A 23,622-nucleotide genomic window follows, 5' to 3' on the forward strand; every position below is an offset into this window, starting at 1 on the left:
TTCAGATAGAGGTGGCAAGAGCGAGATGGAAAATTATCTTGCTCTTGTTGCCATTATCTTAAAAGTAGTTAGCGGTTCAGCAAGTTTAGAGGGGGCATTCAGATGCAGCAAGATAAAACAAGCCAGATCAACGAAAAAAAAATCACGCTTTGTTCACTTATTCCGGGGATGGGGCAGTTTGTAAATGGCCAAACTTTTAAAGGTATCGTTTTTTTCGCCATATTCGTCCTATTCATTGGTCAGATGTTCTTGGGCGGATTTCATGCATTGATAGGATTGGTTACTTTGGGAAGTATACCAATGGAAGATCATTCATTATTTATTTTGATTGAAGGCACTTTGCAATTCATCATTACGATCATTTTCTTGATTTTTTACGCTTTGAATCTTTTAGACGCCTATCGAGTAGCAAGGATGCGTAAAGAGGGCAAAAAAATCAATCGGACGATGAAGGAAGTCATACATAATATAGGTGATGAAGGTTTTCCTTATCTATTGACACTTCCCGCGTATCTTCTCATGATTTTTACCATCATTTTCCCAGTCTTAGTCACATTATTTACTGCATTTACCAATTATGACTTTAATCATATTCCACCAGCTAGTTTGATTGATTGGGTAGGGGCTAAAAACTTTTTTAGCATCTTCTTCTTGAGTTCATATCGCAATACTTTTTTTGCAGTCTTTTCATGGACCGTGATTTGGACGTTATGTGCAACAACTTTGCAAATCACCCTTGGTATTCTCACAGCGGTTGTTGCTCACCAGAAATTTATTAAATTCAAACGTATTTTCGGTATCATTTTCTTATTACCATGGGCTGTCCCAGCTTTTATTACTATCATGAGTTTTTCGAATATATTCAACGATAGCGTAGGTGCCATCAATACTCAAGTGATTCCTTTCATAAACCAGCTTCCTTTTGTAGACATCAGTGCAATCTCTTGGAAAACGGACCCGAACTGGACGAAAGTGGCAATCATCTTAGTTCAAGGATGGTTAGGATTTCCCTATATCTATGTAATGGTTACAGGGATTTTACAGTCGATTTCTGAAGATTTGTATGAAGCAGCAAAAATCGATGGAGCAAATGCATGGCAACGTTTTTCAAATATCACACTTCCAGCTGTATTTCTGGTTGCAGCACCAACGTTTATTACCCAATATACTGGGAATTTCAATAATTTTTCTATGATCTACCTATTTAACAATGGAGGCCCCGGAAGCGTGGGTGGAGGAGCTGGTTCTACTGATATCCTGATTTCATGGATTTATAAACTTACGACTGGAACTTCTCCGCAGTATTCTATGGCTTCAGCCATCACGTTGATTATCTCCATCATCGTTATCTGCGTATCTTTGCTAGTGTTCAAAAAGACAAATGCGTTCAATATGGGGGATTAAACAATGAAAAAATTTCATTCGAGTGCACGATTCCAAAAACGGCTTTCTCACTTTTTTACTTACTTTTTTCTTTTGCTGTTATCAGTCATTATTATCTATCCACTTTTGATCACAGCAAGTACTGCCTTCAAGTCAGGAAACATTGCGGCTTTCAGTTTGGATTTTTCAAGCGACTGGACTTTAGGGAATTTCACGCGGCTGTTCAGTGAAACACTTTACGGGACTTGGTATAAAAATACGTTAATCATCTCTGTCCTAACGATGATCGTACAAGTAACTGTAGTAACTTTAGCCGGCTATACGTATAGCCGTTATCGTTTTATCGGCCGCAAATCAAGTTTGATGTTCTTTTTAGTGATTCAGATGGTACCGACTATGGCAGCATTGACTGCCTTTTATGTCATGGCTTTCCTATTAGAGGCGCTAGATAAGTATTGGTTCTTGACGATGATCTATATAGGCGGTGGGATTCCAATGAATACTTGGTTGATGAAAGGATACTTTGACACAGTACCAATAGATTTAGATGAATCTGCTAAACTTGATGGGGCAGGGCATTTCAGGATTTTTTTCCAGATTGTATTACCTCTTGTCAAACCAATGCTCGCCGTTCAAGCATTATGGGCATTCATGGGACCATTTGGCGACTTCATGTTAGCGAAGTTCTTGCTTCGAACACCTGAAAATCAAACTGTTGCTGTCGGTCTGCAAACATTTATTTCTGATGTGACAAATCAAAGGGTCTCCTTGTTTGCTGCTGGAGCAATTTTGATTGCCCTACCGATTTGTCTATTATTCTTCTTTTTACAAAAGAACTTTGTTACCGGACTGACATCTGGCGGAACAAAAGGATAGGAGCAAAGGATCATGCAAACATTTCCGTTAAATTATTTTTCCACTTTACGTACGCCAACTCAAGTGTTTGCGGGACGCAAACTATTATCATGGCCCAAATTTTTATTGATATTTGTATTTTTAGTTTCCTTGATGGTCATGCCTGTGACCCTTTTTTATGCCAATCAGATCCAAGCGATTCCATTAGAACAATTTCTATCTGTTCATTCGTTGATCGATGAACAAGGAACCAAAAAATTTTCTGAACTTGAATTATCTGAAACTGGGTTACAATCATCGCAACAAACGATAGCTGTGACCCCTGAAATTTTGGTAGGTGTGTCTTTATCTGAGAAACAACAAGCCGATCATGGAACTTTTATTGATTTTGAGAAGGAACAATGGGTGATCCAACAAAAGGATAAATCTGGTATACGCCGCTATACGATGAATTATAGTCCATCTTTCCAACCAGATTCTGTACGTACGCCCGAAGATTTCCAACGATTTTTAGAAAGAGAATTTTATGCCAGTAATCGTCCAACAATCATTTTATCTTATAGTTTAAGTCTTGGTCTTGTCCTATTTGTCATGACGAGTCTCATTTTATTCGGGGCTTCCTTTTTCTTGTGGATGACAAGAAAAAGCCAACTTTCATCCATTCATACATTCAAAGAAAGTGCAAATTTGATGCTGAATGTGATGGGGATAGGATCCATGGCAGCAGCAGTTGTAGGGTTTATCCACTTTGACTTTATCTTGATGCTAAGTGTCCAAACAATGATAACTGTCTTGCTACTTCTATGGGTTTTTGCTAAGACAAAATTCAAAGATAAGCGTGTCGAATGACAAGTTTAAGCGATTTGTGCGACAATGAATGTGAAAAAAATGAAAAATAAAGTAGTTTTTGAAAAATTTCTGAAAAAATTAAACTTCTTAGTTGATTCTTTTCTTTTTTAGTATTAACGTAATAGGGTAGTTTTTTTAAGGAGGAAAATCATGTTAGAGAAAACTTTATACAATCAATTATTTTCACGTTCTTTCTCGCTCCCTGTCGAAGTAAATTATTGGGACGGTACAACGAAACAATACGGAGATACGGACACTCCTCCCCAAATCAAAATCAATATCCATGAAGAAATCCCAATGAAAGAGATTACAAGCAACGCTTCTTTGGCACTAGGAGAAGCCTATATGGATCATCGAATCGAGATCGAGGGAAGTATCCAAGCATTGATCAACGATGCTTATCAGCAAGCAAACAGCTTTTTACGAGGAAAAGATTATCTAAAATGGCTGCCAAAGAAAGAAAAACATACAAAACAAAAAAACAAAGAAGATATCCATGCGCATTATGACTTAGGTAACGACTTTTATAAACTTTGGCTAGACCCAACTTTGACTTATTCTTGTGCCTATTTCAACACACCTGAAGATACGTTGGAACAAGCACAAATCAATAAAGTCCATCATATTTTAGACAAACTCTTTATCAAAGAAGGCGAAACGTTGCTTGATATCGGTTGTGGCTGGGGAACATTGATGTTCACTGCTGCCAAAGAATATAACGTCAAAGCAACTGGGATCACTCTAAGTGAAGAACAATACGATTTGATCACTAAAAAAATCAAAGAAGAACATTTAGAAGATAAATGCCGTGTATTATTAATGGATTACCGTGAACTAAAAGGCGAAACGTTTGATCATATCACAAGCGTAGGTATGTTCGAACATGTAGGCTCTGAAAATCTTGAAGGTTATTTCAAAGTCGTAAAAGATTTATTGAAACCAAAAGGAACAGCTTTGATCCATGGAATCAGCCGACAACAAGGCGGTGCGACAAATGCTTGGATCAATAAATATATTTTCCCTGGCGGTTATGTCCCTGGTGTTACTGAGTTAGTTGATAATATTACAAAAAACGATTTGCAATTGATCGATTTAGAAAGTTTGCGTCGTGACTATCAATTGACATTAGAGCATTGGACAAAAAATTTCCATCAAGTCCAAGATCAAGTCACGAAAGAAATGGGTGATTCCTTCTATCGAATGTGGGATTTATATTTACAAGCTTGTGCAGCTTCATTTGAGTCAAGCAATATCGATGTAATTCAATATCTGCTTGTTCAACCTGGAAATAATGATATCCCAATGCATCGTGCATAATTGATATAAATGGGCAGTTTAAAAGCTATTTAATTATTTAATAAATGGAAGCTAAGTGTTATGATGCTCCCGAAGTGAGATGTTAGTCTAACTTCTAGGGTTGTCTCTAAAACTTAGTTTCTTTTTTATTTTCATAATAATAACGTTGTTCTTTAATTTTTAAACATGACAGAAATTTTTTTCTTCGTTATACTTGTATAGAATACTATTTTATAATAAAGGAGATAGAATCAATGAAGAAAACTGTTATTTATACTAGTTTATTTGCGGCTTTGTTTTTAGCTGCTTGTCAATCAAACACCAATCAAGGAACATCTGGGAATACATCTTCCAGCAGTGAACAACGCTCTTCTCAGGTATCGGAATCCTCAACAAACGCAAGTACATCTTCATCTAGTCAAACAAAGAATTCGAGCGAGGCAATGGGCCAGTCAGCTATCAAAGTGTCTGCAGCTCGTGCGATTGAATTGTTTAAAGATAAGTATCCAGATACTGCTATTACTAGTTTGGAACTAGATAGTGATTGGGGATCATACTTCTACAAGATAGAAGGTGTCGATGATCAAAAAGAATATGAAGCAAGAATCGATGCTCAGAATGAAAAAATGGAAACAGAGAATCCAGAAACACTAGATCAAGAGGATCAAAATGGTCAAAAGAAAAAAGAAGATGGTCTAGCTGTTGATAAATTGATCACGATTGAGGAAGCCGCAAAGATTGCTGTCGATAAAGTAGGAAGCGGTACAGCAACCGATTGGGATCTGGATAAAGATCTAGGTACTACTTATTGGGAAGTCAAAGTAAAAGATGGCAATCAAAGTATGTCAGTCAAGATCAATAGTGAAACAGGGGAAGTACTATCAACCGAACAGGATGATTAAGAAATTCGTTGAAAAACAAGAGTTGATTTTTCTTTTAGTCATGATACACTAGATAAAATAACTTGTTTGAAGGAGCGATTTACTTGAGTTTAGAAACGACCTTTGCCAATCATACCTTTGCCAACCCTTTTATGAATGCATCTGGTGTACACTGCATGACTACCCAGGAATTAGACGAGCTGGCTCATTCAGAAGCAGGAGCATTTATCACTAAGAGCTGTACAATCAATGAACGAAAAGGAAATCCCGAACCACGCTATTTTGATGTTCCTTTAGGCAGTATCAATTCGATGGGGCTTCCCAACTTAGGCTTTTCTTATTATCTAGAGTATGCTCTTGCGTATGAAAAAGCACAGAAAAACCCAAATCAACCATTATTTTTTTCGATCGCCGGGATGAGTGTCCAAGAAAACTTGGAAATGCTTGGGGAAATAGAAAAAAGTGGATTCAAGGGGATTACTGAACTAAATTTATCTTGTCCAAATGTGCCTGGTAAACCACAACTAGCTTACGATTTTGAGGCCACTTATGAAACACTGAAAGAAGTATTCAGCATCTTTTCTAAGCCGCTAGGAATCAAATTGCCTCCTTATTTTGATTTTGCTCATTTTGATCAGATGGCAGATATCTTGAATCAGTTCCCGTTGACATATGTCAATGCTATCAACAGTGTGGGTAACGGGTTGTATATCGATACAGACAAAGAAGCTGTGGTCATCAAACCAAAAGAAGGGTTCGGCGGCATTGGCGGAGAGTATATCAAGCCGACTGCTTTAGCAAATGTCCGCGCTTTTTATACGCGTTTGAAACCAGAAATCCAAATCATCGGTACAGGTGGGATTCGGACAGGACAAGATGCATTTGAACATCTGCTATGTGGCGCAAGCATGTTGCAGATTGGTACCGAGCTTCACAAAGAAGGACCGGAAATCTTTTCTAGGATCACAAACGAATTAACTCAGATTATGTCAGAAAAAGGATATGCGTCTATTGACGAATTTAAGGGTAAATTACGCACTATTTCTTAGTAAAAAGACGAAGATCGATCATGATCTTCGTCTTTTTTTATAAAAAACATTTGTCTGTTCATTTCTGTGCAAGCGTACTCATTGTATGTTAGACGAAGTTGTGGGAAAATAACAGGGGCAAAAAGGAGGATAATATGAAAGATGCAACAGAATTAGCGAAAGGACTTAAAGAAAAAGAATTTAGTTTTCAAGAATTAGCTGCTGACGTACAGAAAAAAATAAAGAAACAAAATCATGAATTGAATGCGTTTGTTGCACTTGAACCATTCGAGAATAGTTCCACTGAACGATTGATTCCCCAGTCAGAAAAAGGACCATTGGCAGGTATTCCATTTCCTTTAAAAATGCTCGGTCAAGAAAAAAAGGGGTGGCTAGCTACTTCAGGATCTCGTTTATTTGAAACACATCGAGCTTCTCATACATCCAATTATGTACAGCAAGCAGAAGCGATAGGGCTAGTTCCTTTTGGACAAACCAATGCGCCAGAGTTTGGTTTCAAAAATATTACAGACCCCGTCATCTATGGCCCAGCAAGAAACCCCTGGAACCTTGAATGTACACCGGGCGGATCAAGCGGAGGCGCTGCTGCTGCAGTCTCAGCGGGAATCGTTCCTTTAGCTGGCGCTAGTGATGGTGGTGGTTCTATTAGAATACCCGCTTCGTTTTGCGGATTGATTGGGCTGAAACCTTCGCGAGGGACGATGCCAGTTGGTCCATATGCTTGGCGAGGATGGCAAGGAGCTGCTATTGATTTCGGTTTGACGGTTTCTATGAGAGACACGGAGGCTTTATTTTATGGGATGAGAAGCATCCATTCCGGTGCGCCATATCAAGTATCGCCAGTTGAATGGCAAACACATCCAAGAAAAAAACGTTTGAAGATAGCTTTTTGTATCGATTCACCGATCCACTCACAGATTAGTGAAGAGGCAGTACTTGCTGTAAAAAAAGCTGTAGATTTCCTTGAAAAAGAAGGACATGATTTGACGGAGATTCCTTATCCACTAGATGGTCGTAAACTGATTACGTCTTATTATCAGATGAATGGCGCAGAGACAGCAGCAATGATCCACTCGATTGAAACAGGCATCCAACGAACTGTCAGAAAAGAAGAACTTGAGCCGATCTCTTGGACTTTGTTCCAATATGGTCAGAAACTTTCTGCCGCTACTTACATCGATTCTCTGCATGTATGGGATGAAGCAGCAATTGCCATGGAAAACTTGCATCAAGAATATGATTTATTCCTTTCACCAACGACTGCATTTACCGCCCCTAAAATCAGCGAAGATTTGCAAAGTGATACGATAAGAGCACAGATGGAACACATCCATGATTGTTCTGAAGTACAAGCTTTAGAAGTTGTTTCTTCTATGTTTGAGGACAGCTTGAAGATCACACCTTATACACAATTGGCTAATCTGACTGGACAACCAGCAATCAGCTTGCCTACTCATTTGACAAAAGAAAACATGCCTCTCGGAATTCAATTTATGTCCGCCAGAGGAAGAGAAGATTTGCTGCTTCAAATCGGCTATCTATTTGAAGCAAGTCACCAGTTCCATTTACCAAATCCATGGAAATAGCAGAAACAAGGAGAAGAAAAAATGAAGAAAAAAAGATTGTTTGCTCTAATAACTAGCGCCTTTTTTATTTTAAGCGCTTGCGGTACAGCTGCCGCTAACCAAGAAGATCACAGCTGGAGTAATGTGGAAAAAAAGAAAGAATTGGTAGTAGCAACTTCTGGCACACTATTTCCCGCTTCTTATTATAATGATCAAAATGAATTAGTTGGTTATGACGTAGACTTGGCGAAAGAGGTAGCCAAACGTTTAAATGTCAAAATCTCCTTTAAAGAATACAATGTGGATGGACAAATCACTTCTGTTTCAAAAGGAGAATCAGATTTTGCTGCGAACGATTTTGGTATCACAAAAGAAAGAGAAAAAAAATTCTCCCTTTCAGAGCCTTTCAAATATTCATTTGACAGTATGATCGTACGAAAAAAAGATGATTCAGGAATCCACTCACTTGATGATCTTAAAGGAAAAAAAGCAGCTGGCGAACCCAATACTAGCTATATGCGTTTAGCGGAAAAATACGGAGCTAAATTAGTCACTTACGATAACGCCACGAATGATCAATATTTAAGCGATGTAGCAAACGGTCGAACAGACGTTATTTTAAATGATTATTATTTACAGAAAATGGCCGTATCTGCTTTACCAGATATCCCCGTAAAAATCTTGGAGAACGTTTATTTCAATGAAAACGAAAGTGGTTTTTTATTGAAAGAAGGAAATGATGCTCTGAAAAAGAAAATCGATGGCGTATTAAAAGAGATGAAAGAAGACGGGACGACAAAGAAAATATCTGAAAAATATTTTCAAACTGATGTTTCAGTCAAACCGAAAGAAACGATGACTGAGTCGGTGAGTGATTGATGTACTTTCCTCTCATTGATTTTTCCCTCATGTGGACTTCACTTCCTTTCGTACTGCAAGGCTTGGTATACACATTAGGGATCGGCTTCGTGTCTTTTGTTTTAGGAAACTTGGTAGGGTTGCTTTTGACAGTTCTAGGTCTTTTGGATTGGCTACCTCTGAATGTATTTATTCGTTTTTATTTATCGTTCTTTAGAGGTATTCCCGCACTAGTCTTGCTGTTCTTGCTATATTTCGGGTTACCTTATCAATTAAGTGCCTTAACGGCTTCAGTCATCTGCTTTACGATTACCAGCAGTGCATTTATTGGTGAAATCTATCGAGGATCACTAGCAGGCGTTTCTTCAGGTCAGTGGGACGCTGGTTTAGCTTCCGGTTTTTCTTTCTTTGGGGTATTGAAATATATCGTTTTACCGCAAGCCTTTCGAATCTCGGTACCGGCACTCAGTAACGTAGCTATGGATTTAGTGAAAGGTACCTCGTTAGCGGCAACGATCACAGTGCCAGAAATATTTCAAAAAGCAAAGATCATAGGTGGTCGGACTTTCGATTATTTTTCTCTCTATATTTTAGTTGCACTGATTTATTGGGTCATTTGTATCGGGATCGAAAAAGTGCAACAGTATTTAGAAAAACGTTCCGTCCATCAGTCAATCTGAAAAATAGAAATGGTGCTAGCGCGGCAAGCATCATTTCTATTTTTGTTTCTTGTGTATTCTGTCTAGTATTTTAAAATCATTTCATGTAAAATGTAAGACGAAAATATGTTCGGAGGTAAAAACATGAAGACCCCGCTAACCATCGAAATAGAATCCTCATTATACCAATATTGCATCGAGCAGGGCGGCTTAGTCGTAGAAGAAGTCACGATGCCTGATGACCAAGGAATTGTAGATACGCTTAGCTGCTTGACAAAATTTGATGGAAGCCGAGAATGGCGATGCTATGAGCTGAAAGTGACAAAAGCAGATTTTCGTTCTACAGCCAAACTGTCATTTGTAGGGCATTATAATTATTTTGTTTTGCCAAGTAAACTATATGAAGAAGTGAAAACAGAGATCCCTACAGGAATAGGTGTACTAGTATATCGCCCGTACACGATCGAAGAGGAAATGCCTGCATCTGGTACATTTATGATTGCGAAAAAAGCAGCAAAGAAGGAGCTTGCTGTACCGGAAGAAGCTTTGACAAACCGTTTTATGGCTTCTTTATTCAGAGAAGTAAGAAAAGCAAAGCAAATGGAGCGAGGCGTAAAATATTTTCCAACAGATCAATTGTACAAAGAATTGAAAAGACGTTCAGAAAACCAAGATCCATTTTCTAACGAACGATATTATGAACGGTTTTTAGAGGAAATAGCTAGTCAGGCAATCAATGAGTTGCAAGAAGAAGTTGCTGCGCTTCAACATGATTATGAATACTTAAGGCAACAACAGCAGATCCGGCGGTTGCCCACAGAGCCATTGGAGTGAAAAATATGTACTACCCTTATTTAAGAGGAAAACAATTTGACCTATTAGCATTAAAAGAAGCATTGTCGCGAGGATTGCTCTCCAATAAAATCCAACCGGTGATCGAACCAGTACGTGATTCCGCTACGCTTAAAAACGTGATCGAATTATTTCAAAAAAAGCACCATCCAATCGCTGTGATCCAAAATCCCCAAGTAGGACAATTTAAATTATTCGATCAGCATGTGCACAGTTGGACAGTCAAGGAACATAGCTCTGTCGTCTCTGCACAGATTTTAACGCCAGAAAATCTTAACGACGTACTGGATTCACCTCCAACGTTTCTGATTTTCGATGGACAACACTACCCAAAAGACGCAGAGGTATGGAAACAGCTGGCAGGAGTCGATTCGAAATTCTTGATACCAGATGCTAGTCGCTTTCGCATCTGGCTGCCCGAAAACAAAATTGTGATCCGTGACTCTTTTCAAACGAGAAAGCATGTTGAAAGTTATGCAGATAAAACGGACGACTTTTTTAGCGATGACTATCTTTTTTTCCACGAAGACGGATATAGTGGATTTTCTGATTTCACGATCGAAGGCAGCCATTATTTCGATAAAGGGTTTCCTAGCCGAGCGCTTGCTATCCATCTAACGTATATCGATGCTTACGGTAATATCCGCGTAAAGCATTTTGTCTCTGACAGTAATGATTCCGCTAAAGATCAAGCATTGAAGTTTCTTGAAGCAGGAGATAAAATGAAAAAATGGATCATGCGTCACCATCATCAGCTCTTGATTACTTCAGGAATGATTGAATTACTGGCTCTCTACCAGCAACAAAAATTTCCAGGACTCGGAGTATTGAAAAAATGGTCGCTAATGCATCATTTGGAACTTATCAGTCAACTACTGGATCATCCAAAAAATTGGCTTAGAAGTTATTCAAAAGTTCCTGAACTGTATGAAGTGATCCAAGAATTAGAGAATATAAATGAAAAAGAAACAGAAAAGAGGTAACTGGATGTGTATATTCGGCTAACAAGAAAAGAAGAAGTAGAAGAAGTGGTAAAAATTATTGATGCTGCAGCGGAATTTATTGCTTCGCAAGGCTCTCCCCAATGGCAGAACGGGCAGAAACCAACAAAAGAAACGATTTTGAACGATATTGAAAGAAAAGAAAGCTATGTATTAATAGTCGAAGATCAAATTGTTGGAACAGCTGCATTAGTTTCAGGCGTGGATCCCGTTTACACAAAAATAGATGGTAGTTGGAAAAAATCAACTGGTCCTTATTTATCGATTCATCGTGTTGCTTTAGCAGAAAGTACTCGAGGAAAAAAACTAGCAAAACCGTTCTTAGAACATTTGTTGACGATTGCAGCCAGCAAAGATATTCAAGATGTCCGTATCGATACTTATCCAGCTAATGAACCGATGGAAAAGACCATCTATTCTGCTGGATTCACTTATCAAGGGATGATTGAATTCCCTTTTGAACATGGTGAAAGAAAAGCGTATCAAAAAATAATCAAGTGAGTATAAAAGCATCTTCACAAGGATGAAGACTTAATAATACGAAAAACAACTAGCTGATCGCTAAGAGGGTGGGACAGTAGTGGTGAGCTTCAAGAAATAATTTTCGAAGAAGCTACTTCTGAAACACCGTTCAACGAGAGGTCGTGACACCATTTTTGTCGCGGCCTCTCAGCTTATCTTATGGATATTTTGTTAATCTGTTTCTATCAATAATCCTTTTTTTATTTTATCTGCTGCTTCTTGGAACGCTCCATCGTTTGACACGACTAAAAGTGTGGGAATAGCTGCCAACCGTTTCAGTTGAGCTAAGTCTTCCGCATAAACTGCCATTCTGGCCGAAATCTGTTCGGGTGAATCTCCACGCTTTTTCAGGTGCGATTGTAATGTTTCTTTAGAAATCGTAATAAAGATCGGACGGACTACCGTGCCAAAATACTCGTATAAATGCCAAAAACCATTTGCCGTCAAAACGGCATAACAATTTCCTTCCTTCAGTTTTTTGGTAATCTCTGCTTTGCTGGAACCATATTTATGTTGAGCATATTGATCCCACTCTGCAAATTCGTCTCGCTTGATCATCTGATTGAATGTATCGTCAGATACAAAATAATAATCCTCTTGATCTTTTTCTCCAGGTCTTGGTGATCGATTCGTGTAAGTAATGATCTTTTGTTCCGGCTGAAAAACAGCTTCTGCGAGTGAAGTTTTCCCAGAACCAGAAGGACCGATAAACACATAGCAATAATTCATCATCATTTCTCCTTTGATATTTGAGCAACTGAAAAAGCTTTGGAAATATTTCCAAAGCTTTTGAAAGCAACATTGCTTTTTTGTTTATTATACCAGTAATCCAGTCACAATAGCACTTAAAAAGCTGACTAAAGTCGCTGTTAACAAGATCTTCAACCCATGTTTTGCAACAAGATTTCCTTTTTCTTCGTTTAACCCCTTCATCGCACCGGAAATGATCCCGATAGAAGAGAAGTTGGCAAATGAAACAAGGAAAACAGATATGATCGCTGTTGTGCGTTCAGTAAACTGGAAATGACCGTTAGCTAATTCTGTCATAGCAACAAATTCATTTGTAACCAATTTAGTCGCCATGATACTACCAGCATCCACTGCTTCTTTCCATGGGATTCCACTGATGAAGGCAAGAGGGGCAAAGATATAACCTAAGATTTCTTGGAAAGTAATACCGAATATCCCGTGAAAGATAGCATTGATCATGGCAATCAAGGCAACGAATCCGATAAGCATAGCAGCAACCGTGATTGCCACATGGAAACCATCAAGAATGTATTCTCCCAACATTTGGAAAAAGGTCTGTTCTTTGTTTTCTTCAATAATTAGTTCGTCTTCTTTTTCTTCTAATACATAGGGATTCACAATCGAAGCCAGAATATATCCGCCAAATAAATTCAAAACAAGGGCAGTGATCACATATTTAGAATCGATTAGTGCCATATAAGATCCGACGATTGACATAGAAACTGTAGACATAGCCGAGACACTCATGGTGAATAAACGTTTCTCAGATAAGAAAGGTAATTCCTTCTTTATGGAAATAAATACTTCCGATTGCCCTAAAATAGCAGAAGCTACTCCATTGTAGGATTCTAATTTGCCCATTCCGTTGATTTTGCTTAACCCAAGACCAACGGCTTTCATAAACAATGGAAGAATTTTGATGTAACGTAAAATCCCGATAATAGCAGAAATAAATACGATTGGCATCAATACGGAAAGAAAGAAAGGTGCACTTCCTTTATTTGCTACACCGGCAAAAACAAAGTCAACACCCTGCCCAGCAAAAGCAAGAAGATGATCAAACATTTTTGCCAATACAGAAACAACCGCTGTACCAAAAGTTGTACGTAATAATACGAAACCAAGAACAAGCTGTAAAACGAACATCACAATTAGTGGTTTCAATTTGATTGCTTTTTTGTTGCTACTAATCAAATAAGCAAGACCTAATGTGACAAATAAACCAATAATACCTAATAAATAACTCAAATAATCACTCCTATTCCAAATTCCGTTTTATTTTACCTGTTTTGTAAATAAAATACTAATCTTTAGTGAAATTTTCATTACTTTTTTAGAGTAAAACGCATTCATTTTCCATTAGAATACAAAGCAACCAAAATAAATTGAAAAAACAGATAAAAGACGCTAAAAAAACTGATATTCCATTGTTTTTTTTACTTTCCAAAAGACTATTAAAGGACTAATTAAGAGGTTTTTGATAATTAATGGGTATGAAATATATTTTCTGATGTATGAAGGAAGTCGTTATGAAAAAAATTTTTTTATTATCGGCAGTATTCTTGTAGGAATTAAATGTTTTTCTATTCTAAAAAAAATAAAATGACAGATATTTAGTGTTTCCGTTAAAAAAATGATGGGTTTCAGATAGGAGACAAGATTACTGTTTACTATGGAGGAGGAATTTTAGAGGTATCTCCTGCAGAATTTCAACAGGTCCTAAGAATAGAGGAGGAAAGTCGGAAATGAATAAACAAATAAAGACATTATTGATAGCGTCAATGTTATTTATGCTATTAAAAAAAGAAAACGAAACTATTGTTTAAGCTAATGCTAATAGTTTCGTTTTCAAACTTTATAAGTAAACTTTTTCTATTGGTAGTATAGATTTTCTGAAGGGTAGACAGGTGCGCAAGTAATATCGATTCCTAGTTTTTTCAATGTTTGTTCATCATTTTTATTGACCATCACAGTGGAGTGGGCTTGCGCTCCCTCAAGTTCAGCTAGTTTATCATAAGCAACTTGAGCGATTGGATTCGTTACTGCACTGATTGATAAAGCGATCAAGACCTCATTGATGCTTAGTGCATCCAAAGAGGAATGAAGTGTCTTTGACTTCAATCCTTGTATTGTTTCAAGAACTAATGGTGATAATAAAGGAATGTCATCTGCAATATGCGCTAAATGTTTTACTGCATTTAAGATGACTGCCGCTGACGCATCCATCAATGAGCTTGTACGTCCGGTAATAATGACTTCGTCTGGTAATTCGATGGCAATCACAGCAGAAGGATCTTTTGTAGGACTTTGTGCTTGAATTTTATCTGCATAATCATGGGCAGGAACGACAACGTTTCGGTCTTCAGGGCGTAATCCGACTTCTTCCATAATCAGTTTGATTCGATTAACTGCTTCTTCGTCAATCAATCCTTTTTTGAAGTCACACTCTGTTTGGAAATAGCGGCGGATGATTTCTTGTTTAGAAGCTTCTTGGACAACCGCATCATCCACGATACCAAATCCTACACGATTCACACCCATGTCAGTAGGAGATTGATAAACAGATTCTTTACCAGTAATTTTTTCAATAATACGTTTGATTACAGGGAAGGTTTCAACATCTCGATTATAATTTACAGCTACTTTATTGTAGGCGTCAAAGTGGAAGGAATCGATCATATTGACATCCTTCAAATCGACTGTGGCTGCTTCATAGGCAATGTTCAATGGATGTTTCAACGGAACGTTCCATACTGGAAAAGTTTCGAACTTGGAGTAACCAGCCGCATGTCCTTTTTGGCTTTCATGATACAGTTGGTTCAAACAAGTAGCGAGTTTTCCGCTTCCTGGTCCAGGAGCTGTCACTACAACGATTGGTTTAGTTGTTTCAATGTATTCGTTTTTCCCAAACCCATCTTCTGAAACGATTTTTTCTACGTTGACTGGATAGTCTTCGATTTCTGAATGTTTATAGACTTTGATATTTCGTCTTTCTAGTTTATTGATAAAGACTTTCGTGGCAGGCTGGCCGCTATAGCGAGTGATAACGACACTGTTGATCAATAATCCATAACCACGTAATTCATCAATCAGCCGCAAGATATCCATATCATAAGTAATCCCATAATCACCGCGGATCTTATTACGTTCAATGTCTCCGGCATAGACGCAAATCAGTATTTCAGCCTGATCTTTTAATTTTTGTAGCAGTTTGATTTTCGCATCTTCTTCAAATCCTGGAAGTACACGTTTTGCATGTTTGTCATCCACTAGCTTTCCACCAAATTCCAAATATAACTTATCATAGTGGTTCACTCGTTCCAAAATATACGCGGACTGCTCTTCAATATATTTCTCTGAATCAAAACCAATTTTTTTCACTGGGTTCCCTCCTTAAGTACTAAAGCATTTTTTCATTTTTTTTTGGATTCGTCAACTGGAAGAGCAAAATTCCTCAAAAAAACAAAGAAAATGGTTTAAACCAACTTGTCTAGATAGTTATTCATTGGTATGATAGTTTTTGATAAGGAAGGTGCTACATGAAAAAAAGACAGAAAAAGAAAAACGCATATAAACACTATATCCGTTCGATTTTTACCGGTTATGAAAAAATGCTTGAAGATCCCGAATTAGAACAATTGACGTTTACTTATTTAAACGAAGAAACGCAACTAACTCGTGATGACCATCAGCGCATTCATTTCACAACAAGAGATCTGCCTAGTAAATAAAAGAATATGATAAAAGTCATTGCATTCGATTCTGTCCTATCAGATGAATCAGATATCAAAGACTAGTTGATCGAAAAAAAGGCTGTGCCAAATTTTGGTGCAGCCTGTTTTATGGAGCATTGCCCGCTCTTTTTTATAACAATTTTTTACAGAAAATGGTACTATTGAAGTATTAATAAGTGAAAATCAGATGAGTAAGAGGAGGCAAGTAGTATGAAAGAGCCAGATACAAACACAAATTATGAGCAAGGCGAACTAGAGGAGACGAGCACGAATCAGGATACAGCAAAAGAATCGTCTTCTTTTTATGATATCAAAGAAAAAGCAAGCATGAATCTTTCCCAATTATTAGAAGATTTACAGGCTTTTGAAAAAGCTGTCCGCGAAGAAGATATTCCTGAGATCTACCGTTTGTACAACGGCCGATTGAACGAAGAATTAAAACGAAGCTCAAATGAAAATCACGAGATTGACCAATTGCTGATGCGTAAGATCCATGATCGTTTTTTGCAAGAATTTCCTTTTATGGAACAAGTAGAAAGCATCTCACCAACGATGAGCTATTACAAAATCGGCACTTATTACCATGATCGCCCTACAATTGGTATCGATGCAAGTTTGCCAGAAATTTTTGTTTTGCCTAGGATCGATGAAGAGTGGGAGAAATATTCCCAACCGGAGACAACGGACTATGACAAAAAAATCAATGAGCTAGACGCGAAGGTGATCACAGCCCAGACAGAGATCGAACGTCTAGACGAACAGATAAAAGAAATCAATCGGCAGATGACTGATTTGGACGATAATAAAGGATTCTTGAATCGTAAGAAAATCGAGGAAGAAATTCAAGAATTAGAGAAGAAGAAGCAAGTGCTATCTAATGAAAAATTAGGCTGGCTTCCTTATATCGAGACACCTGAAACAATCCAGCAGCAAAAAGAAGCATTGAAACAAGAAGCAAGAGCGGACCAACTTCGCGCAGCCATCGTAGAAAAAGAGCAACGGCAAATCAGTCGCTATTTCGGTAGCAAAGAGGGGTTTGGTCAAGCAATCCATGAATTCTTGATGAATTATCTTGGTAATGAAAATCCTAATAATCAATCTAATGAAGGAGGTTCCGAGTATGAATGAACACGATGAAGCAGAATGGACAAAAAATGAAGCACAGACAGAAGATCATGAAGAAACGAACACTTCATTAGAGGAACAAACAAGTAAGCCACTGGATGACACAGAAGAAGTCCCTATGCCAGAAGAAACAAAAATCCATGAAAAAGAAAAAGTAACTCCGACGAATACGGATACTTCAGAAAACACGCATGCTTATGAAGTATCTGAAAATCCCGGGTATTTAGAAGGAAAAGAGCAAGATCATCAAGATATCGTCAGTTTGATTGAAACAGCGGAAGCAGAATTAGCGGATTTACGTATGAGAAAATATTTGATTGAATCAGATTTTCCCGAATTATTAGAATCATATGACCGCTTTATATTGAATGAAGAACCGATCTCAACGATTGGAAAGACAAGTCTGATCGAATACTTCACATATGAATTACTGAAACCGTTGAATGATATTGGTCTGGAACGATCAAATTCAGCTTATGACACATGGAAAACAAGACATTTCTCTATCAATTATACGTTGAATGGACAAAACGAATTAGTCTTTTCCTTTGTATTACCGACCATCGATCAACGATACCAAGTGGAATCGATGAGTCTTCTAAATGTATCACCAGAGACGATGGAAATCGATGTCCAAGATGATCGAGTGCTTTCTTTGATCCGATACTGGTCAGTTGATCGAGTATTCTCAGCAGGACAGATCACGATTTTCAATCACAAATTGAATCAATTATTAGCCCACGCTAGAACACTTGGTTTTACAGTTAATCAGACACTACTAGACAATACGAAGCCACTTCGTTTGAACCTTCAGAGCGAATTTGAATTGACGAATGAAGTATTGGATGATATTTTTATCGTGGCGATGAAAAATCCATCCTATGATATGGAAAAGATCAACGAAACTACTTATCAAGTACGATTAGATAAAGGACAGTCTTTAACGATAGCAACAAACGAAAAAGATCAAACGGTCTTGTCGATCTCATCTGGAGATTACCCACGATCCGTCATTGATTTCTTTATCAATTACGAATTCTTGGTTCCGTTAATGGTGAGAAAGTCCTGATTGGATAAGTTGGATTACCAGAGGTCATTCAGATAATTCTGTTCCAAAGGACTTGCGGCAGTTATCCAGAATAATTGTCACAAGTCTTTTCTGTATGTACTGAATGAACGTGAATCATCTGCTGGTGAAGGAGGAGTTACATCAAGAATGTCCACAAATAAAATCGCCCAGCTTAGCTTATTGTCTGCTGCTTGTGTAGCAGGTAGGATCGCTTTTCAATTTATTCCGAATTTCCAGCCAATGACTGCTATTTTTTTGTTTATAGTTCTTTACTTAAGCTTGAAAGATGCGCTAATTGTCATGAGTCTTTCTATCGCAATCAACAGTTTTTATTTTGGTGTGGGTCCATGGGTCTTCGGTCAGTGGCTCAGCTATACCGTCGTTCTGGCGTTGTTTTCAATTTTCTGCTCGAGAAGAACAATCCGAAGGTATCTCTGGTTAAAAGGAACCTGCTTTTTTCTAGCAGGTATAGTTTATGGAATAGGGATGACTGTTTTCGATACGCTGCTCTATCATTTACCTCAACCTTGGGTCTATTACCTTCAAGGGGTATCGTTTGATCTGATGCACAGTATAGGTAATGTTGTGTTCTTCCTTGTTTTTCTGCCAGTCGTCAAACGTTTTTACAATCATTCAGGAGGAAAAAATGAAAAAAATAATTTATAGTCTGCTTGCAATGAGTGTCAGTGTACTCATGTTGACAAGTTGTAGTACAACCAACACACCATCGACTTCCAACCAAAAGGAGGAAGTAAAAACATCGCAAAAAGCAACGATCACGTTACAAGAAAATGGTCAAAACTTTTTGAAAAAAGAAGTGACTTTCAAAAGAGGAGAAACTTTGCTGACTATTTTGAAACAAAATTTTGAAGTCGAGGAAAATGATGGCTTCATCACTTCGCTTGAAGGGCATTCTCAGGATGAAAAGAATCAAACCTATTGGATGTTTACTGTGGATGGGAAAAGTGCTACTACTGGGGCAAAAGAGATCGAATTGAACAATGGACAATCGGTCATTTTCAATTTATCTAAATTATAAGTTTCATAAAAACTGTTAAAGGGCGGATATTGCTGCTCTTTAGTCAGTTCACTTGATGAAAGAAGGAAAAGAATATGGAAAATTTTAAAAAAAGCGGAATGTTTTCCGTAATTGCTGCTCTAGGAGCTAATATTCTAGTTGCTATCAGCAAATTTGTCGGCTATGCAATCAGTGGCAGTGCCGCCATGCTGAATGAAAGCATCCATAGTATCGTTGATTGTAGTAATCAGATTTTGCTGCTATTTGGCGATAAACAAGCTAATAAAGGTCAGAGCGACTTGCATCAATTTGGTGAAGGCCGAGCAAAATACTTTTTTAGTACGATCGTCGCAATGATGCTTTTCTTCGGTGGGGGAGCACTAGGGGTGATGGAAGCTTTTGAAAAATTGACGCATCCATCCCATGAAGTTGGTAATCCAATCATTGTCATTGCCATTTTGTTATTTGGTTTGGTAATCGAAGGAAGTTCTTTGCGTGTCGCAATGAAGGAAATCAAAGAATTGAATACTGAAAATCTTTCCACGATGCGCTTTTTGCGCGAAAGTCGACATAGTGAAATACTGATTATATTTACGGAAGACTTGTGTGCTGTAATCGGTTTGGTCTTGGCTTTAGCGGGAACAATCTTGACTTATGCAACCGGGATTGCTGCATTTGATGCTATCAGCGGATTACTGATCGGTTTCTTACTGATGGGAGCTGCGATTTTCCTAGCAAAAGAATTTTATAGTCTGATCATTGGTGAAAGTGTGACAGCAAGCGATTTATCAAAAATCAAGTTAGCCTTTGAACGACCTGAGATCAGTCGGCTAATTGATATCAAAACCGTTCATTTAAGTCCAACGGAAATTTTAGTCGCTGCAAAAGCAGATATTGTTGGAAACAAAGAAAATGAAACGTATTCGATCATCAATGATATTGAAAAAAATATGCGTCAGTCTCTTCCTGACAAGAAGATGTATATATACATTGAAACAGATAAATATGACCCAAATTATTCTCACAAATAAAACGTATGTTCATGAATTGAAGCAAAAATGAGAAAAATATAATCTTGTTTTTAAATAAAACGGCTACAATTTAGCGAATTTATGTTACAATGAGTCCGCTGTTTATTTGTTGTAATTAAAGGAGATATTTTAATGAACAAAAAGAAAAGTGCGCCATGGCTTCAAGCTTTGCATGCAGTGATGCCGCTTTGTATAAGCTATATACCAGTGGGATTAGCTTGCGGAGTATTGTTGCAAAAAGTTGGATTTGATCCTCTCTTATCAGGGCTGTTATCGATTCTGGTCTTTTCCGGCGGCGCGCAGTTTTTAGTTGCATCTATGCTTACGACGCAAGCATCATTTGCAACGACATTATTGATGGTTTTCTTTTTAGAATTACGCTATACATTATTAGGAGCAAGTCTTGCCGGTTTTATGAAAAAAGAAAAGCGGACGTTTTTAGCTGTCTTTTCTCAATCCCTGAATGATGAAAACTATGCGGTGAACTACTTAAAGTTCTCAACTGACCCCTCTTGGAACAAAAGAAAGGCTTTATATGTCAATTGGTTCTCAATGGCTGCATGGGCCGGTAGCAACATGATCGGTAATTTTTTTGGCTCGGTGATTCGAGTAGATGCTGACCTTGTCCATTTTGCTTTGACTGCTATGTTCATATTTATGTTTGTCATGCAAATGAAAAACGCACTACTGATCTTTACAGGTTTGTTTTCAGGTGTATTAGGGGTGATCTTCATGGTATTATTCCAAAACACATTCGGCTTGATTGCAGCTACTGTTATTGCTTCATTTGCCGGATTTATGTTGGAGAAGGCATTTAAAAAAGAAAAAGCCAAGAAACTAAGGGATCGCGGCAAAGATGTCAATGAACCGCTCTTCAACTTCCCGGAACAGGAGGCCAACCATCATGACTAAACTATATTTGCTGTTTTTAGTTGCTTGTCTGTTCATCGTTGCGTATATTCCGCGCTTGTTCCCGATGCTTTATTTTACTCATCGAAAAGTGCCATCTTGGTTTAGTGACTGGATGAAGTATGTACCAGTAGCATTGTTTGCGGCGTTAGCTTTCAAAGATGTCTTCATTACTCATGAACATCTGGATATTGCTTGGAATATCAAAATAGCTGCAATGATTCTAGTAGCAGGTGTGGCTTACAAAACACGTTCGATGGCATTGTCAGTTTTGACAGGACTTGCGTCTGTCTTTTTACTGTCCATGCTTTAAACTGTTTTATTCCCTAAAAAAACAGAGATTGCGACATAAGTTGTTCAAACTGATCTATCCAAACTGCATTTGCATCAGCCAATTGTGGATGCAAGTTCATTTATTCGGAGAAAAAGATTAGTGTTGACTTATGATGCAAGCTCTTTTTTGTTTTAAGAATTAAAGAGGGATTTGTCCTTCTATGTTTTTTTGCTATAATAGGGAAGATGTTTATTTTATGAAAGAATAGTTGAGGGAAATTAGATGAATAAAAAATTGATGCAAGGAACATTTTGGCTAACCTTTGCTAATCTTCTATGTAAAGTTTTAGGGGTAGTCTATTTGATTCCCTGGCTAAGTATGATGGGGAACAATCAAGATGGTATGCTTGCTACGACATTATACAATGTTGGCTATCTTCCATATGGATTGTTCCTGATGCTTGGTACAGTCGGATTTCCAAATGCGATTGCAAAAAAAGTAGCTGTAGCAACAAAAGAAGGAGATAACGCTGCTTGTCGGCTGATTTTTCGAAGTACGATCAATATCATGTTCGTCATCGGTATCGCCTCTGCTGCGTTGATGTATTTATTTGCTCCTTTATTAGCCGGAATCAGTCCAATCGCTAACGTTAACAACGGGATACTAGCTATCCGAAGTTTATGCCCATCTTTGGTTGCTATCCCGATTTTGAGTGCAATGAGAGGATACTTCCAAGGGAAAAACGATTTACGACCTTATGGAACTTCTTTGATTATTGAACAAGCTGTACGAGTGATCGTTATCTTGGCTGGTACTTATTACTTGCGCGTATTGACTGACGGAACCATATTAGAAGCTGTATTGATCAGTACAGTTGCTTCTTTCTTTGGTGGATTAGCTGCGATTATCCATATGTATATCGTCGGACGCAGAAAAGACTTCTTTGAACTTAAAGACTTTTTGATTTCCAGCCGTTACTTCGAAAGAGAAAACCGATCTGCCTCTGTCTCTATCATTCGGGAAACACTACCGTTCATTTTTGTCGGCTCCGTCATTACTATCGTTCAAATGATCGACCAAGTAACGATGAAACCACTGCTTCACTTTTTCCGTCCAGAGATTGCAGATCAGCAACTGGAATTCTTATTCAGTCGTGCTTCTGTTAATCCAAACAAACTGACATTGATCCTGATTTCCATGGTAGGAACAGTTGCTATAAGTAGTTTGCCAATACTAAGCACAATGAAGAAAAAAGATCGTTTACAAATCGAAAAGACAGTAGGAGACAGTTTTTCGATTGCGTTATTGATCCTTCTTCCTTCATTGACCGGGATGTCTTTATTAGCTGGTCCATTATACACATTGTTTTTTGGTTATGATCCTGAAAGTGTTGGTTATTTCCAAATGGCTTTGTTAGCTTCTTTGTTTTTCTCTTTATTCACGATTCTGTCTACGATGCTTCAATCTCTGAACCACCATCGTTTTGCGATTCGACTAACTGTAGAAGCAATTATCCTGAAAGTCATCTTCCAAGTAATCGGACTAGGTCTAGTTGGCGGATACGGGATGAGCTTATCAAATGGCTTGGCATTCGGCATCGTCTTTGTTCGTGGTTATCACTTTATGTGCAAAGAATACCGAATAGCACCTTTAGCAAAAATCAGCAGTTTTTTCTTAAAAACTTTCCGATCTACCTTGATTATGCTTGCGGTATGTTTTATCATTTTCTTTTTGCTGAATCAGCGATTGTCAATGGAATCAAAAAGTTATGCAATGGTTTATTGTGTGGCTTTAGGAAGTATTGGGGGTTTAGTATTTTTATTTTCTCAATTCGGAAAAAATGGGTTCCGAATGTTGAAAAATGTTAAACATCGTAGCGGAAGCAAAGAATAGGCTAACTAGTCGTCTTTTTGCTGTCGCTAGAAAAACGGCAATTCGTATG

24 protein-coding genes are annotated in these 23,622 nt (G+C 37.9%); 21 read left to right on the forward strand and 3 right to left on the reverse strand.

Annotation, left to right across the window (positions count from 1 at the left end; genetic code table 11):
- The first annotated feature begins 102 nt into the window (after positions 1 to 102).
- The 12 genes from AB3I00_RS08050 to AB3I00_RS08105 all read left to right on the forward strand — a co-directional run bounded on the left by AB3I00_RS08050 (position 103) and on the right by AB3I00_RS08105 (position 11,749).
- Complete coding sequence (locus tag AB3I00_RS08050) at positions 103 to 1,404, forward strand: carbohydrate ABC transporter permease (protein WP_002290728.1); 1,302 nt, start codon at positions 103 to 105, stop codon at positions 1,402 to 1,404.
- A 3-nt stretch (positions 1,405 to 1,407) separates the two neighbouring features.
- Positions 1,408 to 2,259, forward strand: a complete 852-nt coding sequence (locus AB3I00_RS08055) for a sugar ABC transporter permease (protein ID WP_002290731.1) — start codon at positions 1,408 to 1,410, stop codon at positions 2,257 to 2,259.
- Between the two features lie 12 nt (positions 2,260 to 2,271).
- On the forward strand, positions 2,272 to 3,087 hold the full coding sequence (locus tag AB3I00_RS08060) for a maltodextrose utilization protein MalA (RefSeq protein WP_368025032.1): 816 nt from the start codon (positions 2,272 to 2,274) through the stop codon (positions 3,085 to 3,087).
- Between the two features lie 150 nt (positions 3,088 to 3,237).
- Positions 3,238 to 4,404, forward strand: coding sequence for a cyclopropane-fatty-acyl-phospholipid synthase family protein (locus AB3I00_RS08065; RefSeq protein ID WP_002290735.1), 1,167 nt, complete (start codon positions 3,238 to 3,240; stop codon positions 4,402 to 4,404).
- A 233-nt stretch (positions 4,405 to 4,637) separates the two neighbouring features.
- On the forward strand, positions 4,638 to 5,285 hold the full coding sequence (locus tag AB3I00_RS08070) for a PepSY domain-containing protein (RefSeq protein WP_070769918.1): 648 nt from the start codon (positions 4,638 to 4,640) through the stop codon (positions 5,283 to 5,285).
- Positions 5,286 to 5,368: 83 nt separating this feature from the next.
- Positions 5,369 to 6,313: a dihydroorotate oxidase gene (locus tag AB3I00_RS08075; RefSeq protein WP_002329225.1), complete on the forward strand. Its 945-nt coding sequence runs from the start codon at positions 5,369 to 5,371 to the stop codon at positions 6,311 to 6,313.
- A gap of 134 nt (positions 6,314 to 6,447) precedes the next feature.
- Positions 6,448 to 7,899, forward strand: coding sequence for an amidase (locus tag AB3I00_RS08080; RefSeq protein ID WP_368025033.1), 1,452 nt, complete (start codon positions 6,448 to 6,450; stop codon positions 7,897 to 7,899).
- A 21-nt stretch (positions 7,900 to 7,920) separates the two neighbouring features.
- Entirely contained in the window at positions 7,921 to 8,757 is an 837-nt protein-coding gene (locus tag AB3I00_RS08085; protein ID WP_002335720.1) for a transporter substrate-binding domain-containing protein, read from the forward strand.
- Entirely contained in the window at positions 8,757 to 9,416 is a 660-nt protein-coding gene (locus AB3I00_RS08090; RefSeq protein ID WP_002290742.1) for an amino acid ABC transporter permease, read from the forward strand. The genes AB3I00_RS08085 and AB3I00_RS08090 overlap by 1 nt, the downstream gene beginning before the upstream one ends.
- A gap of 123 nt (positions 9,417 to 9,539) precedes the next feature.
- A complete protein-coding gene (locus AB3I00_RS08095; protein WP_002290743.1) occupies positions 9,540 to 10,229 on the forward strand; it encodes a hypothetical protein in 690 nt (229 codons plus the stop codon).
- Between the two features lie 5 nt (positions 10,230 to 10,234).
- Positions 10,235 to 11,230, forward strand: a complete 996-nt coding sequence (locus tag AB3I00_RS08100; protein ID WP_368025034.1) for a sce7725 family protein — start codon at positions 10,235 to 10,237, stop codon at positions 11,228 to 11,230.
- A 6-nt stretch (positions 11,231 to 11,236) separates the two neighbouring features.
- Positions 11,237 to 11,749: a GNAT family N-acetyltransferase gene (locus AB3I00_RS08105; RefSeq protein ID WP_002290750.1), complete on the forward strand. Its 513-nt coding sequence runs from the start codon at positions 11,237 to 11,239 to the stop codon at positions 11,747 to 11,749.
- Positions 11,750 to 11,941: 192 nt separating this feature from the next.
- Here AB3I00_RS08105 and AB3I00_RS08110 read toward each other — a convergent pair whose 3' ends face one another.
- The 3 genes from AB3I00_RS08110 to AB3I00_RS08120 form a co-directional block, all read right to left on the reverse strand.
- Positions 11,942 to 12,499: a guanylate kinase gene (locus AB3I00_RS08110; protein ID WP_070769914.1), complete on the reverse strand. Its 558-nt coding sequence runs from the start codon at positions 12,497 to 12,499 to the stop codon at positions 11,942 to 11,944.
- An 87-nt stretch (positions 12,500 to 12,586) separates the two neighbouring features.
- Complete coding sequence (locus AB3I00_RS08115; protein ID WP_070769913.1) at positions 12,587 to 13,768, reverse strand: NupC/NupG family nucleoside CNT transporter; 1,182 nt, start codon at positions 13,766 to 13,768, stop codon at positions 12,587 to 12,589.
- 624 nt (positions 13,769 to 14,392) lie between these two features.
- Positions 14,393 to 15,901: a DUF1846 domain-containing protein gene (locus AB3I00_RS08120; RefSeq protein WP_002290758.1), complete on the reverse strand. Its 1,509-nt coding sequence runs from the start codon at positions 15,899 to 15,901 to the stop codon at positions 14,393 to 14,395.
- A 158-nt stretch (positions 15,902 to 16,059) separates the two neighbouring features.
- Here AB3I00_RS08120 and AB3I00_RS08125 point away from each other — a divergent pair, with 158 nt between their 5' ends.
- The 9 genes from AB3I00_RS08125 (at position 16,060) to AB3I00_RS08165 (ending at position 23,573) form a co-directional block, all read left to right on the forward strand.
- Positions 16,060 to 16,251 carry a hypothetical protein gene (locus AB3I00_RS08125; protein WP_002290760.1) on the forward strand — a complete coding sequence of 64 codons (192 nt, stop codon included), beginning with the start codon at positions 16,060 to 16,062 and terminating at the stop codon, positions 16,249 to 16,251.
- Between the two features lie 213 nt (positions 16,252 to 16,464).
- Positions 16,465 to 17,382 (forward strand): hypothetical protein, encoded by a 918-nt coding sequence (locus AB3I00_RS08130; RefSeq protein ID WP_002290761.1) that lies wholly within the window; start codon positions 16,465 to 16,467, stop codon positions 17,380 to 17,382.
- Positions 17,375 to 18,448, forward strand: a complete 1,074-nt coding sequence (locus tag AB3I00_RS08135; RefSeq protein WP_002290763.1) for a hypothetical protein — start codon at positions 17,375 to 17,377, stop codon at positions 18,446 to 18,448. Before AB3I00_RS08130 ends, AB3I00_RS08135 begins: the two co-directional genes overlap by 8 nt.
- Before the next feature lie 147 nt (positions 18,449 to 18,595).
- Entirely contained in the window at positions 18,596 to 19,114 is a 519-nt protein-coding gene (locus AB3I00_RS08140; protein ID WP_368025035.1) for a hypothetical protein, read from the forward strand.
- Positions 19,095 to 19,487 carry a DUF4430 domain-containing protein gene (locus AB3I00_RS08145; RefSeq protein WP_368025036.1) on the forward strand — a complete coding sequence of 131 codons (393 nt, stop codon included), beginning with the start codon at positions 19,095 to 19,097 and terminating at the stop codon, positions 19,485 to 19,487. The genes AB3I00_RS08140 and AB3I00_RS08145 overlap by 20 nt, the downstream gene beginning before the upstream one ends.
- Positions 19,488 to 19,561: 74 nt before the next feature.
- Positions 19,562 to 20,497 (forward strand): cation diffusion facilitator family transporter, encoded by a 936-nt coding sequence (locus tag AB3I00_RS08150; protein WP_002290766.1) that lies wholly within the window; start codon positions 19,562 to 19,564, stop codon positions 20,495 to 20,497.
- Positions 20,498 to 20,629: 132 nt separating this feature from the next.
- A complete protein-coding gene (locus tag AB3I00_RS08155) occupies positions 20,630 to 21,409 on the forward strand; it encodes an AzlC family ABC transporter permease (protein ID WP_002306712.1) in 780 nt (259 codons plus the stop codon).
- Positions 21,402 to 21,719 (forward strand): AzlD domain-containing protein, encoded by a 318-nt coding sequence (locus AB3I00_RS08160; protein WP_002290769.1) that lies wholly within the window; start codon positions 21,402 to 21,404, stop codon positions 21,717 to 21,719. Before AB3I00_RS08155 ends, AB3I00_RS08160 begins: the two co-directional genes overlap by 8 nt.
- A 243-nt stretch (positions 21,720 to 21,962) precedes the next feature.
- Positions 21,963 to 23,573, forward strand: a complete 1,611-nt coding sequence (locus AB3I00_RS08165; RefSeq protein WP_002329213.1) for a polysaccharide biosynthesis protein — start codon at positions 21,963 to 21,965, stop codon at positions 23,571 to 23,573.
- Positions 23,574 to 23,622 lie beyond the last annotated feature (49 nt).

It is taken from the genome of Enterococcus sp. C76 (assembly GCF_040886985.1).
Classification (GTDB): domain Bacteria; phylum Bacillota; class Bacilli; order Lactobacillales; family Enterococcaceae; genus Enterococcus_B; species Enterococcus_B lactis.